We start from the raw sequence: 12,735 nt of genomic DNA on the forward strand, positions 1-12,735 counted from the left end.
GCTCTTTCGTCAGATCTGGGCGTCGCCCTTGCGCACGGTGACCGGTTCGGCCAGCCGCTGCTCATCGCAGACGCGCTGCAGTTTCGCCAGAGTTTCGGCCAATCCGGCGCCCAACCGGGGACCGGGGGTGAAGGTGGCCGGGAGATGCCGCATGCCCTGGATGACGCCGATGGTGTCGTAGTGCACGGCGCGCTCGGGATCGCAGCGATATTCCGGCATCCGGTCCAGCACCGCGAGCAGCATCCGCTTGAACACCATGCGCGCCATATTGGAGCCGATGCAGCGATGCACGCCGAGGCCGAAGCTGTAGTGCCGATTGCCCCGTCGTTCCATGTCGATCTCATTGGGGTTGTCGAACACCTCGGGATCCCGATTGGCCATCGCCCACGACAGCCACAGCCGCTCACCCTCGGCAAACCGCTTGCCGCCGACTTCGCAATCCTGGGCGAAGGTGCGGCCGTCACCCGGTGCGGGCGTGAAGTAGCGCAGGAACTCCTCGGTCGCGGAATCCAGGATGAGATCGCGTTCCCGGCTGAGCAATTCGCGCTTGTCCGGATTCTCCGACAGCCATTCCAGTGCGTGCGCGGTGAGTGCGGTGGTGGTGTCGAAACCACCGCCGATAATGAGGCTGAGCATGCCGAGCGCGTCCATATCGGAGATCGGCTCGCCGTTCAGGGTGGCCTCGGCGACCGCGTGCAGCATGCCCGGCCGCGGATTCTGTTTGACCTCCAGATAATTCGTCAGCAGGTCCAGGCCCATGGTGCGGTGCATCTCGGCGATGCGCGGGGTGTCCGGTGAATCCGGTGGGGTGTACACCGAGGCGTGCGCCGGCTCGTTGTAGATGGTCCACTTGTCCAGCGGGATGCCGAGCATCGCGAGGGTGAGCACCGCGGGCACGATATTCGCCAATTCGTCGACGAAATCGATGGTGCCGCTTTCGATTTGCTCGTCGATGCCGGCGCGCACGATTTCGTCGACGAACGGGATCCAGCGCTGCACCGCGGCGGGGGACAGATACGGGTTCAGCGCCGCCCGCAGCTCCCGCTGTTCGGGCGGGTCCATTTCCAGGATGCCCGCGCGAATGCCCTGCCCGCGTTCCGGTGTCGGAATGGAAATCCCCTTGTAGCCACGGCGTTCCCCGTTGGGGTCGTTGTCATTGGAGATGTGCGGGCAGCGGGCCAGGTCGAACACTTCGCGGTTACCCGCGGCGACCCAATGCCCGCCGTAGGTTTCGGTCCAGGCCACCGGACAGCTGCTCTGCATCTGCTGGGTGATATCGACGAACTGTTCGCGATATTGCGGGGTGTGTCGATCGAAATGAAACTCCGGCCGTCTGCGCTCGGCCTCGGATGCGATATCTTCCACGGTCATCGGCGGTTCCTCTATTCGGTGCTGGAGATCGCCCGTTCGGGGCAGGACCGGACGGCCTCGCGCACGTTGTCCTGCTGATCGGCGGGAACGTCTTCGCTGACCGGTGACGAATGTCCGTCGATTTCACTGAGTTCGAACACCTTCGGGGCGATCATCGCGCACAGCGTGTGCCCCTGACAGCGTTCGGCATCGACATGAACCTTCACGGTGTTTCTTCCCTTCAGATGTGGTAGTCGTACCACTTCAGGTAGCCGCCGGCGTCGACACGCAGCTGCGTGCCGGTGATGAAACGGGACTCGTCGGAAGCCAGGAACAACACCGCGTTGCTGATCTCCTCAGGCTCGATATAGGGGACCGGCATGGCCTGCTGCACGAAGAAGGCGGGTTCGGCATCCGCGCGTGTCGGATGCTCTAGATCCGGGCGGAACGACCGGTACATCGCCTCGCTCTGCAGCATGGGAGTGTTGCAATTGGTCGGATGCACCACATTGGCGCGAATACTGCTCGCGGCCAGATGTGTGGCAATCTCGTGGATATATTGCGACAGAAGGCGTTTGGCGACCATGTAGGCGACACCGCCCGGATCCTTGCCCGGCTGGTCGACCTTCGACATTTCCATCAGCGCCGCGGTCGAACCGGTGGCGATGATCGACGCGCCGGCGCCGAGATGTGGCAGCGCCGCCTGTACGGCATTGATGACGCCGATCAGGTTGGTATCGATGACATCGGTCCAAGCCTGCCACTTCGGATCGCCCTTCATACCGGCGATACCGGCCTGGGCCACCACGATGTCGAGGTGGCCGAATTCGGCGATACCGCGCTCGAGTGCCGCGGCCAGTTGCGCTCGGTCGCGCACATCGGCCTGTTCGGCGATGATGCGCCGCCCGGTCTTCTCGACGAGACGGGTCGTCTCCTCCAGATCCTCCGGTCGGGACAGCGAGTACTGAATGCTCTCGATATCGGCGCAGATATCCACCGCGATGATGTCGGCGCCCTCCTCCGCGAGCTTTACCGCGTGGCTGCGGCCCTGGCCTCGCGCGGCTCCGGTGACGAAGGCGACTTTGCCCTGCACACGTCCCACGGATCTTCCTTTCGGTCCTACTTCTTCTGGGGCTGTACCGCTCGTGCCGCGCACGGACGGGTTCAGGTATTACGGCCGCCGTTGACGCCGAGGATCTGGCCGGTGATGTAGCCCGCGTCCTCGGAGATCAGGAACGAGCAGGCCGCGGCGATATCGGCGGGGCGGCCGACCCGACGCACCGGGGTCCGTTGGATGTGCTCCTCGATGGTTCCGCCGAGCAGCTGCCTTTCCTCGGATCGGCGCAGCATGGGGGTATCGATGAAGCCCGGTGGGACCGCGTTGACGGTGATTCCGTACGGCCCCAGTTCCAGCGCAAGCGATTTGGTGAGGCCGTTGAGTCCGGATTTGGCCGCCACATACGCCGACATGAACGGCTGACCGGAGTGGGTGCTCGAGGAGGAGATATTGACGATGCGTCCCCAGTTCGCGGCCGTCATATCCGGCAGTACGGCCTGGACGGTGTGGAATACGCCGTGCAGGTTCACATCGATGATCCGCTGCCACTCCTCGAAGGTGAGGTTCTGGAAGCGGCGGTACTTCTCGATTCCGGCGGCATTGACCAGCACGGTGATCGGGCCCAGCGCGGCGCGCACATCGGTCAGCGCCGCGGCGATCTCGTCCGGTTTCGTCACATCGGCCTGATAGGCGAAATCGTCCTCGGCGGCCGGGTTCAGGTCGAGGGTGGCGACATGCAGGCCGTCGCCGCGCAGGCGCTCGACGATGCCGAGGCCGATACCCGATGCGCCTCCGGTGACCACAGCGGTTTTCACGCAAGAATCTCCCTTCCGGATGTTGAGAACCGTACTCTCGCTTTGAGCTTATCCGCAAGACTTCCCGGGTGATGCGGGATATTGGCACATGAGCGTCAGTGACATCGGTGCGCGGCGGGTGTCGCCCATTTCGGAATGTTGCTACCTTCGCGCAATCGGCGAATGTATGATTCTCCGATAGTGAGAATGAAGTTTTCATTTGCGCAGCGAGGAGACCGGATGTCAGTGCAAGACCAAGCGGCCGCCCGGCCGGAGCGGGTTCCGACGCGGCGACTGCTCGTCGACGGACAGTTGATCGAGACCGGCCGCACCCTCGCCTCGCTCAATCCCGCGACGGGCGAGGTGTACGGGTACGCACCGGAGGCAGGCATTGCCGAGACCGACGCGGCGATCGCCGCGGCCCGGCGGGCCTTCGACACCACGACCTGGGCCACCGACGCCGCCTTCCGCGCGCACTGCCTCGAACAGCTCTACCAGGCGTTTCGCGATAACGTCGAAGAACTGCGCGAGCTGACGATCGCGGAGGTCGGCGCGACCAGGCAGCTCACCCACGGTAACCAGCTCGAGATCCCCTTCGAGATCGTCCGCTATTACGCCGAGCTGCTGGCGAAGTTCGCCTTCACCGAGGAACTCGGCGATATCGAAATCCGTGGTCAGCGCCATCGGCGCTGGGTGGAGAAGGAAGCCGCGGGCGTGGTGGCGGCCATCGCGGCCTACAACTATCCGCATCAGCTCGCCCTGGCCAAACTCGCGCCCGCGCTCGCGGCCGGCTGCACGGTGGTGCTCAAGGGTGCGCCGGATACGCCGCTGGCCACCCTGGCGATCGGCGAGCTCATCGCGCGTCACACCGACATACCCGCGGGTGTGGTCAATGTGCTCACCTCCTCGGACGTGGCCGTCGGCGAACGGATGACGACACATCCCGATGTCGACGTGGTCACCTTCACCGGTTCGACTCCGGTGGGACGCAAGATCATGGCCGCCGCGAGTGCGACGTTGAAGCGGGTATTCCTGGAGCTCGGCGGGAAGTCGGCCGCGATCCTGCTCGACGACGCCGACTATCGGACCGCGGCGCAGTTCGCGGCGTTCAGCATTGTCGTCCATGCCGGGCAGGGCTGTGCGCTGACGTCACGGCTGCTGGTGCCGCGCAAGGACCACGACGCGATCGTGGAACTGGTCGCGCAGAACTTCGCGCACGTCAGCTACGGCGATCCCGCAGATCCGAAAACCTATATGGGCCCATTGATCAGCGAGCGCCAGCGGGACAAGGTCGACGGCCTGGTGCGGCGCGCGGTGGCGGCGGGCGCCGCACTGGTGACCGGTGGCGAGAAGGTCGACCCGGGCTTCTTCTACCAGCCGACGCTGCTGGCGGGGGTCGATCCGGACAGCGAAATCGCCCAGGAAGAGGTCTTCGGGCCGGTGCTCGCGGTGATTCCGTACGAGGACGACGACGATGCCGTGCGAATCGCGAACAACTCCATCTACGGCCTGTCCGGCGGGGTATTCAGCGCCGACGAGCAGCGGGCACTTGCGGTCGCGCGGCGCATCCGCACCGGCACCATGAGCATCAACGGCGGCAACTACTTCGCCGCCGACGCGCCCTTCGGCGGCTATAAACAGTCCGGCATCGGCCGCGAAATGGGGGTCGACGGGTTGACGGAATTCCTGGAGACCAAGACCTTCGCGGCGGTGGCCCGATGAGCGCGCGGCCACTCGACGGGATCCGCGTCCTCGAGGTCGCGATGTACGGGTTCGTGCCGTCCGCGGGCGCCGTACTCGCCGACTGGGGTGCCGACGTGATCAAGGTCGAGCACGCGGTCACCGGTGATCCACAGCGCGGGCTGCGGCAGATCGCCACCTTCAAGGTCGAGGGCGACCCCAATCCCAATGTGGAACATGCCAATCGGGGCAAGCGCAGTATCGGGGTCGATATGTCGGTGCCGGAAGGTCGGGCGGTGATCCACGACCTGGCCAAGACCGCGGACGTATTCCTGACCAGTTTCCTGCCGCAGCATCGGGCCAAATTCGGCATCGATGTCGACGATATTCGCGCGGTGAACCCCGCGATCATCTATGCCCGCGGCAGTGGTCTCGGCCCGCGCGGCGCGGAGGCCGACAAGGGCGGCTACGACATGACCGCCTACTGGTGCCGCGGCAGCGTGGCCGCCACCATCACCCCGCCCGATATCGACGGACTGATCCCCCCGCCCGGTCCGGCTTTCGGCGACACCATTTCCGGAACCAATCTGGCCGGCGGCATCGCGGCCGCGCTGCTGCGGCGGGAACGCACGGGCGAGCCGTCGATCGTGGATGTGTCGCTGTTGAGCAGCGGGCTGTGGTCGATGGGGCACACCATCGCGCTCTCGGCGTACATGGGGGAACCGCTGCGGGCGTTTCCGACCGGATCGCACGGTTCGCCGGCGAATCCGCTGTCGGGGTTGTACGCCACCAAGGACGGTCGGTACCTGTCGCTGGTCATGTTGCAGCCGGGCAAGTTCTGGGCCGACGTATGTCACCATATCGACCGACCGGATCTCGCCGAAGATCCGCGGTTCGCCGATGCCGCGGCGATCGCCACCAATACCGCTGTGGCCGTACAGATCCTGCGCGAGGTATTCGCCACCCGCACACTCGCCGAGTGGACCGAGCGTTTCGCGACCCTGTCCGGACCGTGGGCGCCGGTGCAGGATGCACTTCAGGCCATCGACGACCCGCAGGTCCAGGCGAACGAATATATCCGCAAAGCCGGTGAGCTGCAGCTGGTTTCGAGTCCGGTGCAGTTCGACCTCACCGCGCCCGAACTGCGTCCCGGCCCGGAGTTCGCCGCGCAGACCGACGAGGTCCTGCTCGAACTCGGCCTGGACTGGGACCGCATCATCGCGCTCAAAACCGCGGGTGCGATCACATAATTCGCTGGAGTACCCATGACCTACATCGCTTCGATCGGGACCTACCTGCCGTGCTGGGGCGCCCAGCGCCACCGGGTGCTCGGTGACGACGAGGACGCCATCACCCTGGCCGTGGAGGCCGGCCGTGCCGCGCTGTACGACGCCGGTCCGGTGGAACGGGTGGTCGTGGTCGGTCGCGATCTGCCGCTGGTGGAAAGCAGTAATGCCGCGGTCCTGCTGGCGGGGCTGGGGTTGGATCCGGAGCTGGAGGTGATCGAGCGGCTCGGCGGGGCGCCCGCCACCCTCGACTCGCTCAGTTCCGCACGGCCGCGCACGCTGATCATCGGGGTGGATACCGAACCCGCTGGCGCGGCCGCGGCATTGATCTCCGATCACGGCCTGCAGGTGCGTACGGCCGCCAGGGTGGCGCGCAGCCTGCCGGTGCGTACCCGCAATGCCATTGGGGCCGTGCACGATTACGGTGATCCGCGACTGCTGCACAAGCGCGGTCTGCTGGCCTCGCTGGCGGCGGCGTGGTTGGACACGCCGGCGGCGGTGGCCGGGGTCGACGACAAACAGGCGGCCGAGCTGTGCCTGGGCAACCCACCGGCGCTGCCGACGGTCGGCGCCAGTGCCGGATTGTTCGCCTTGGCGGCCATGGCCGAATGGGGTAGTACGGGTTTGCTGGTGGGGGTGGAGCAGGCCAGCCTGTCGGGTATCACGGTGGCCGCCGGTACGGCCGCGCTGCACCGGCGCGAGTCGACGGCGCGGGACCTGCCCGACGGTACGCTGTGGCCCGGTTCCGAGATTCCGATCTCGCTGGCCGCCTATGAACGCGCATTCGAGGCGAAGGTGCGCTGGGAGGCCGGAAAATACTCCGGCAGTGATGATCTGGACTTCCCGCCGCGCTATCGGGTCGCCGCGGACGGCGGTCTCAGCACCGACTACACCCTGGTGCCGTTGCCGCGCACCGGCACCGTGTACACCGAGGCCACCGTGGCGATGCCGGTGCCGGGTCTGAAATGTCCGTACACGCTGGTGATCATCGAGCTCGACGGCGTCGGGGTGCGGGCGCTGGCGAAGGTGACCGGGACCGATCCGGGCACCGTGGCGATCGGTGATCGCGGCCGCATGGTGCTGCGCCGGGTCGCGGTGCGGTCCGGGGTGCCCGACTACGGATACGCATTCGAACCGGAGGTCGCGCGGTGAGGGAAGTGGCCATCGTCGGCGCGGGTATGACGCCGTTCGCCGAACATTTCGCCCTAGGCGTCAAGGATCTGGTGCCGATGGCATTCGCCGAATGTGCCGCCAGCATCGACAAGGGGTTGGCCACCGCCGATCTGCAGGCGGCCTGGTTCGGTGCGATGGGGAATACCGATGGCTTCCCGGCCGGAATTCTCGCCGATGCGCTCGGGCTGCCGGGCTTGCCGGTGACCCGCGTCGAAAACTCCTGTGCGACAGGCAATGACGCGGTGCGCAATGCCCTGTTCGGCATCGCCTCCGGTGCGGTCGACGTGGCCCTCGTGGTCGGTGCTGACAAGGTGCGTGAGACGGCGCAGAAGGACATGCTGTGGGAATGGGAGGCGATGGCGCGCGATATGGCCTGGGACTACCCGCTCGGCCTGATCGCGCCCGCCGGATTCGCGCTGCACGTGGCCCGGTATCTGCACGAATCGCCCGCGACCAGAGAGCATTTGGCCATGGTCGCGGTGAAGAACCATCGGCATGGTGTGCGTAATCCCAAGGCCTGCTTGCGTTTCGAGATCAGCCTGGCACAGGCACTGGCGGCGCCGATCGTGGCCGGACCGTTCGGGCTCTATGACTGCGCACCGCAGAGCGACGGCGCGGCCGCGCTGGTGCTCGCCGCGGCGGATGTGGTCGATCGCTACACCGATCGCCCGGTGTGGATCCGCGGCGTCGGCCTCGGCCTGGATTCGGTGATGCACCAGCACAAGCCGGATATGACGACCTTCCCGGCCACCGTTCGAGCCGCCAGGGCGGCCTTCGCGATGGCGGGTCTGACGCCCGCGGATGTCGATGTCGCCGAGGTGCACGACTTCTTCACCGGTATCGAACTGATCAGCTACGAGGACCTCGGCTTCGCCGAGCGATTCGGGGCCGCGAAACTGATCGAGAGTGGGGTCACCGAGGTCGGTGGCACGCTGCCGGTGAATCCCAGTGGCGGCCTGAAGGCCAAGGGGCATCCGCCGGGGGCAACCGGCGTGGCCCAATGCGTGGAGCTGTTCGAGCAGTTGCGCGGTACAGCGGTCAATCAGGTCGACGGTGCGCGTATCGGTTTGGCCCACAACCTGGGTGGGCCGACCGCGGTGTCGGCGGTGACAATCCTCCAAGGACCCGAGGCTTGACGGCGGGGCCGGAGGCCGTCGCGCTTGTCTCGGGCAGCGCGCGGATTCGTCGTGCGGTGCTGGAGCGCGCCGCGCGGTGTGTCGGCGCCGCGGGCACCGTGCATGTGGTCTGCGACGGGGTCGCGCCGTCGATGCTGTTCGGCGCCATTGCGTTGGGCGGACTTTTCGTCGCCGCCGACGGGCTCGAGGCCGCCGATTTCAGTCGGACCGCCGGAATACTCGCGGTGCACGGCTGCGGCTGGAGCTGGTGGTGGGGACCGGTCGGCGCGCACGCCGTCGCGGTCCGGCGGGCCGCGGCGCTGGGCGCGGTCATAGTGCTGCCGACCCGCTCGCTGACGTTCCAGATGCGGGTCACGGTGCGGCTGCCCGACCACGACGCGGTCTCCTAGTCCAATGCGGATCGCGCGGGGCACGTAGTCTCGCGCGGTGCACTCGCATCTGAGTTTCGAGAACCCTCCTGCGCTGCCTCACGAGGTCGTGGTCGAGACGTTGGAGCGGGCTTTGCGTGACCGCACGGCCGAGGGGGAGGCCGCGAGTGTCCTGGTCGGAAGCGCGTTGAACGACAACGACGTGGAGTTTGTCGAGCACTGGTGCGTGCAGGTGGGGACACGGGCAGAGCCGGGTAGTCCGTTGCTCGGGCTGGCCGGCCTGTGCCTGGGACACACCGCTCGGCGTTTCGGGCGTCTCGGCGATGAAGCCCTTGCACTGGTGAGGTCGCTGGCAGCGCGTGCCGAGGCTGACCCGTCGGACGTGGATGGCCGGGCCGTCGACGGGTATGACGACGTCCGGAGTTTCCTACACCTGTGGTGAGACGTGCGTTCCGTGCGGTCGCCCGTGGAAAAATGGCGGCTCACCCGTATCGTTATCGGCGATCGGAGGCACTATGACGCAAGCGGCGGTTTCGCGGAGCTGGAGATGACGGAGGCCGGTCCGACGATTCGGCGCTCGGCCGGTCGACCCACCCGGGCGCAGGCCGAGGCACGGCACGAGGAATTGCTCGATACCGCGCTGGACCTCTTCCTGGAGCGCGGCTACGAGCTGGCGACGATCGAGATGATCGCCGGTCGCGTGAATATGACCAAACGCACCGTCTATGCCCGCTATCCCGATAAGGCATCACTGTTCCTCGCCGCCGTCCGGCGCGCCATCGAGCGGCAGGTCGTGCCACCGGACGTACTCGCGGGCTTCGACAACGGCGATCTGGCCGAGACATTGACCGCGGTCGCCCGGCTGCGGATCGATCAGGTGATGACGCCGAACGGACTACGCCTGCAACGCATTATCAATACCGAGAGCTATCGTTTTCCCGAGATCTTCGTCGCCGGCTACGAACTGAGCTCTGGGCCGGTTGTCGACTTCGTCGCCGGCGTCCTCGACCGCGCGATCGTCGCCGGAGCGATCGCGCCGACCAACTCCGGACAGGCCGCCCGCGCCTTCATGAGCATGGTCGTCGGCGGTCAGGTGCGCGCCATCGTGGCAGGTCGCCCGCCCACGCCCGAACAGCTCGACGAGCGGGTCCACTTCACCGTCCGCCTCCTGCTCGACGGCCTTCGGCCCCGCTGATGCGCACCGCAGTCGTTCGTATCACGGTCGATCCGGCACGCGAGCCGGCGCCGGAAACAGTTGCGCAGATCATGTCTATGGACGGCAGCCGTGAATTGATGTCACCACCCGCCCGGGTCGGTCGGCGCAGCGGGTGTGCGCGGGGCAGTTCCGACGTCACGAGACGCCTCTCACTCAGAGCTTACGGATTTGCGCCGCTCGCCGGTCCGGGTCCACCTACTTACCCCATTCGGTCTGTTCGACTTGGAAGTCCAGACCGAGTTGCTCGTCATTCCCCACGACGATGCCTCCATATGATCGTCGCTGCCCATGCTGTGTCAGTGTTTCATTACATGGGTTGCTCGATATCGCGAACACTGGTCGGCTGAATCGTGACCGCGTCCGCCTTGTCGAGTTCGGCGTCTGAGTCGGAGATCCAGCCGTCCTGAACCCGGGTCAGAGAACCGTCAGCTGCCTGGTAGATCGGTGCGCTATCGGTCGGAGCGATGGCCAGCTTGTTTTGGGTGTCCTCGTGGAACTGCGCGAGCAACGCCCGCACGGCCGGAGCTATCTCCTGCGAACGAGATGGAACGCGATCGGACGGCATCTATACGCCCCCGACGGATTTGGGAGATCGGTTGTACTGAGCAGCGCCGCCCAGTAGTCATCGCGCAGCACGTTCCACAGGTCTTCGTGTTGTGGAAGCATCTCCCGAGCGTCGGCCAAGTCCGGATACGCGTCGAACAGCCTCCTTGTTGGACGATTCTTCGGAATCGATCTGGTAGCTCCACTGATCGACCGCAACGACGAACAGCTCGATCACTTCGGCGGGAGGCGGTTGCCACGACTCTCGGAGCTCGGGCCGGGGTGGGCCGACGAACGGGTCTCGTTGCGGCAGAACACAATCAGGCTGTGGCTGTCGACTGTTCAACACGGTGTCTCCTCGGCTCGGCCGCATCCTTGGAAGGCACCCCGTGACCGGTTGGCGTCACATGTCACGGGGGCCGAATCGAACGTTATGGACGAACCGGGGACACCTGAACTTCGCGGAGGACGTTTCGCCGGACACTTCAAAGCACCTCAACGTCCCGGTATCGTTTCGGTATGAGTCACCGCCTCCAATCGGCGATGTTGCGAGCACAAATCGACTCCGCCGCGCTCGCGAAGACGGTCAGCGTGGACGTGAAGACCGTGAACCGATGGCTAGCGGGTCCGGGTGCCGCACAAACGAACTCGCGCCGCGGTGGCGAGTGCGCTCGGCGAATCGGAGTCGAGTCTTTGGCCCGCTACTCGCCCGGACATCAGCGCGGGAGCTCCCGCGACAGCCGAAGTCATCGGTGCCTACGCACACCGCGCCGACGTGCCTAACGAGGTTTGGACATCGTTGCTGCTGAGCGCTACTCAGCGAATAGACATCATCGGATACGCATACCCGTTCGTCCTCGAGCTGTTGCCTGATGCCGCTGATCTGATCGCGGACAAGTGCCGCAACGGCGCGAGCGTCCGCCTGGCCTTCGCAGACCCGGAGTCCGCACACGTAGCCGAGCGTGACGCGCTCGAGCAGATGCAAGGGACATTGCCCGGCCGGATACGAAACGCGCTGAGCATGATAGGTACCCTTGCCGAGACTCCCGGATGCCGAATCGGGCTACACACAACGCACCTGTACAACTCGGTGTTCAGGTTCGATGACCTGATGTTGGTGACGCCGTACCTGGTTCGAGCGAGGGGTTATCAGCACCCAGCGCTCTACCTCCGAAAGCTCTCCCCGTACGGGCTGTTCGCATCGTTCGAAGACCAATTCGAACAGATCTGGGGAACCGTAACCCCGTACCTGCAAGAGGTGAATTCCGATGGGCTCACGGCGTGACTATTACCGAGATCCGAACGCACCCCAGCCGAACAGCTTGGTTCCCGGAGGCTCGGCACTGGTTGTCGACGACGAGGGCGCCGTCCTCATGCAACGCCGAAGCGACTCCGGGAACTGGTCGTTCCCCGGAGGAATCATGGAGATCGGAGAAACGCTCGAACAGTGCGTCATCCGTGAGACCAAAGAGGAATCTGGACTCGATATCGAGATCACCGGGATACTCGGTATCTATACCGACCCTCAGCACGTGATCGCATACGCGGACGGCGAGATCCGCCAAGAGTTCAATATCACGTTCTACGGCAGGGTGATCGGTGGCCGTATCGAGGTCAGCTCTGAGTCGACGGAAGTGAGATTCCTTCGGCTCGAAGAGCTCGAGACACTGCCGGTGCACCAGACGGTTCGGCTCCGCTTGCAGCACCACGCCGAACAACGCTCGACGCCGTATCTGGGATGAGAGACGCACAACCCCGAATCAACCAGTCGGGTAACCGTAAACCGCGCGCTGGCGTGGAAACGGGGATTGTCCCGTGCGCAGCGATCAGATCGGCTCCCAGATCGTCATCCGGGTGTTGGCGGGATCGATCGACGGGCTGAGCCGCATCCGGCCATCCTTGGACCGGGCGATCAGCTCCTTCATCACGATGTCGATATCACCGTCGATGTCGTAGACGGCCAGATATTCCGTGGGCTGGTCCTCGGTGGCCCGCAGGCGGTGGCGGGTACAGGATTCCACGCCATCGATGGCGAGCATCTCGGGGACGTGGACATCGCGATACCAGGTGTTGTATTCCTCGTCCCGGCCGGGCTGCGGGCGGGAGAAAACCATCAACTTCATATCGTCTCT

Annotated in this window: 15 protein-coding genes; 9 read left to right on the forward strand and 6 right to left on the reverse strand. The window is 65.5% G+C overall.

Going from position 1 to position 12,735, the window contains the following annotated elements:
- Positions 1–9: 9 nt before the first annotated feature.
- From AB0L58_RS16145 to AB0L58_RS16160, 4 genes are all read right to left on the reverse strand, one after another.
- On the reverse strand, positions 10–1,371 hold the full coding sequence (locus AB0L58_RS16145) for a cytochrome P450 (protein WP_364387146.1): 1,362 nt from the start codon (positions 1,369–1,371) through the stop codon (positions 10–12).
- Between the two features lie 11 nt (positions 1,372–1,382).
- Positions 1,383–1,577 carry a ferredoxin gene (locus tag AB0L58_RS16150; RefSeq protein ID WP_364387148.1) on the reverse strand — a complete coding sequence of 65 codons (195 nt, stop codon included), beginning with the start codon at positions 1,575–1,577 and terminating at the stop codon, positions 1,383–1,385.
- A 14-nt stretch (positions 1,578–1,591) separates the two neighbouring features.
- Positions 1,592–2,452, reverse strand: coding sequence for a mycofactocin-coupled SDR family oxidoreductase (locus AB0L58_RS16155; protein ID WP_364387150.1), 861 nt, complete (start codon positions 2,450–2,452; stop codon positions 1,592–1,594).
- Positions 2,453–2,514: 62 nt separating this feature from the next.
- Entirely contained in the window at positions 2,515–3,222 is a 708-nt protein-coding gene (locus AB0L58_RS16160; RefSeq protein ID WP_364387152.1) for an SDR family oxidoreductase, read from the reverse strand.
- Between the two features lie 219 nt (positions 3,223–3,441).
- Here AB0L58_RS16160 and AB0L58_RS16165 point away from each other — a divergent pair, with 219 nt between their 5' ends.
- From AB0L58_RS16165 to AB0L58_RS16195, 7 genes are all read left to right on the forward strand, one after another.
- Positions 3,442–4,923 (forward strand): aldehyde dehydrogenase family protein, encoded by a 1,482-nt coding sequence (locus AB0L58_RS16165; RefSeq protein WP_364387154.1) that lies wholly within the window; start codon positions 3,442–3,444, stop codon positions 4,921–4,923.
- Positions 4,920–6,131 (forward strand): CoA transferase, encoded by a 1,212-nt coding sequence (locus AB0L58_RS16170; RefSeq protein ID WP_364387156.1) that lies wholly within the window; start codon positions 4,920–4,922, stop codon positions 6,129–6,131. The genes AB0L58_RS16165 and AB0L58_RS16170 overlap by 4 nt, the downstream gene beginning before the upstream one ends.
- Positions 6,132–6,146: 15 nt before the next feature.
- Complete coding sequence (locus AB0L58_RS16175; protein ID WP_364387158.1) at positions 6,147–7,319, forward strand: OB-fold domain-containing protein; 1,173 nt, start codon at positions 6,147–6,149, stop codon at positions 7,317–7,319.
- On the forward strand, positions 7,316–8,476 hold the full coding sequence (locus AB0L58_RS16180) for a beta-ketoacyl synthase N-terminal-like domain-containing protein (RefSeq protein WP_364387160.1): 1,161 nt from the start codon (positions 7,316–7,318) through the stop codon (positions 8,474–8,476). The genes AB0L58_RS16175 and AB0L58_RS16180 overlap by 4 nt, the downstream gene beginning before the upstream one ends.
- Positions 8,473–8,865 carry a hypothetical protein gene (locus AB0L58_RS16185; protein WP_364387162.1) on the forward strand — a complete coding sequence of 131 codons (393 nt, stop codon included), beginning with the start codon at positions 8,473–8,475 and terminating at the stop codon, positions 8,863–8,865. Before AB0L58_RS16180 ends, AB0L58_RS16185 begins: the two co-directional genes overlap by 4 nt.
- A gap of 37 nt (positions 8,866–8,902) precedes the next feature.
- Positions 8,903–9,286 carry a hypothetical protein gene (locus tag AB0L58_RS16190; protein WP_364387164.1) on the forward strand — a complete coding sequence of 128 codons (384 nt, stop codon included), beginning with the start codon at positions 8,903–8,905 and terminating at the stop codon, positions 9,284–9,286.
- Between the two features lie 105 nt (positions 9,287–9,391).
- Positions 9,392–10,039: a TetR/AcrR family transcriptional regulator gene (locus tag AB0L58_RS16195; protein ID WP_364387166.1), complete on the forward strand. Its 648-nt coding sequence runs from the start codon at positions 9,392–9,394 to the stop codon at positions 10,037–10,039.
- Positions 10,040–10,367: 328 nt separating this feature from the next.
- Here the strand turns inward: AB0L58_RS16195 and AB0L58_RS16200 are convergent, their stop codons facing one another.
- A complete protein-coding gene (locus tag AB0L58_RS16200; protein WP_364387168.1) occupies positions 10,368–10,577 on the reverse strand; it encodes a hypothetical protein in 210 nt (69 codons plus the stop codon).
- Positions 10,578–11,234: 657 nt separating this feature from the next.
- On the opposite strand from AB0L58_RS16200, the gene AB0L58_RS16205 reads away from it, so the two are divergent.
- Positions 11,235–11,888 (forward strand): hypothetical protein, encoded by a 654-nt coding sequence (locus AB0L58_RS16205; RefSeq protein ID WP_364387170.1) that lies wholly within the window; start codon positions 11,235–11,237, stop codon positions 11,886–11,888.
- Positions 11,872–12,345: an NUDIX domain-containing protein gene (locus AB0L58_RS16210; RefSeq protein WP_364387172.1), complete on the forward strand. Its 474-nt coding sequence runs from the start codon at positions 11,872–11,874 to the stop codon at positions 12,343–12,345. The genes AB0L58_RS16205 and AB0L58_RS16210 overlap by 17 nt, the downstream gene beginning before the upstream one ends.
- An 84-nt stretch (positions 12,346–12,429) precedes the next feature.
- On the opposite strand, the gene AB0L58_RS16215 is transcribed toward AB0L58_RS16210, so the two are convergent.
- Positions 12,430–12,726, reverse strand: a complete 297-nt coding sequence (locus AB0L58_RS16215) for a hypothetical protein (RefSeq protein WP_364387174.1) — start codon at positions 12,724–12,726, stop codon at positions 12,430–12,432.
- Between the last annotated feature and the right edge of the window lie 9 nt (positions 12,727–12,735).

This window comes from Nocardia sp. NPDC052112 (genome assembly GCF_040680135.1).
Lineage (GTDB): Bacteria > Actinomycetota > Actinomycetes > Mycobacteriales > Mycobacteriaceae > Nocardia.

What these genes read in the sequence shown, in the direction of transcription:
- AB0L58_RS16165 (WP_364387154.1), top strand. Translation starts at nt 3,442, where the DNA reads ATGTCAGTGCAAGACCAAGCGGCCGCCCGGCCGGAGCGGGTTCCGACG.
- AB0L58_RS16175 (WP_364387158.1), top strand. Translation starts at nt 6,147, where the DNA reads ATGACCTACATCGCTTCGATCGGGACCTACCTGCCGTGCTGGGGCGCC.
- AB0L58_RS16195 (WP_364387166.1), top strand. Translation starts at nt 9,392, where the DNA reads ATGACGGAGGCCGGTCCGACGATTCGGCGCTCGGCCGGTCGACCCACC.
- AB0L58_RS16170 (WP_364387156.1), top strand. Translation starts at nt 4,920, where the DNA reads ATGAGCGCGCGGCCACTCGACGGGATCCGCGTCCTCGAGGTCGCGATG.
- AB0L58_RS16145 (WP_364387146.1), bottom strand. Translation starts at nt 1,371, where the DNA reads ATGACCGTGGAAGATATCGCATCCGAGGCCGAGCGCAGACGGCCGGAG.
- AB0L58_RS16215 (WP_364387174.1), bottom strand. Translation starts at nt 12,726, where the DNA reads ATGAAGTTGATGGTTTTCTCCCGCCCGCAGCCCGGCCGGGACGAGGAA.
- AB0L58_RS16210 (WP_364387172.1), top strand. Translation starts at nt 11,872, where the DNA reads ATGGGCTCACGGCGTGACTATTACCGAGATCCGAACGCACCCCAGCCG.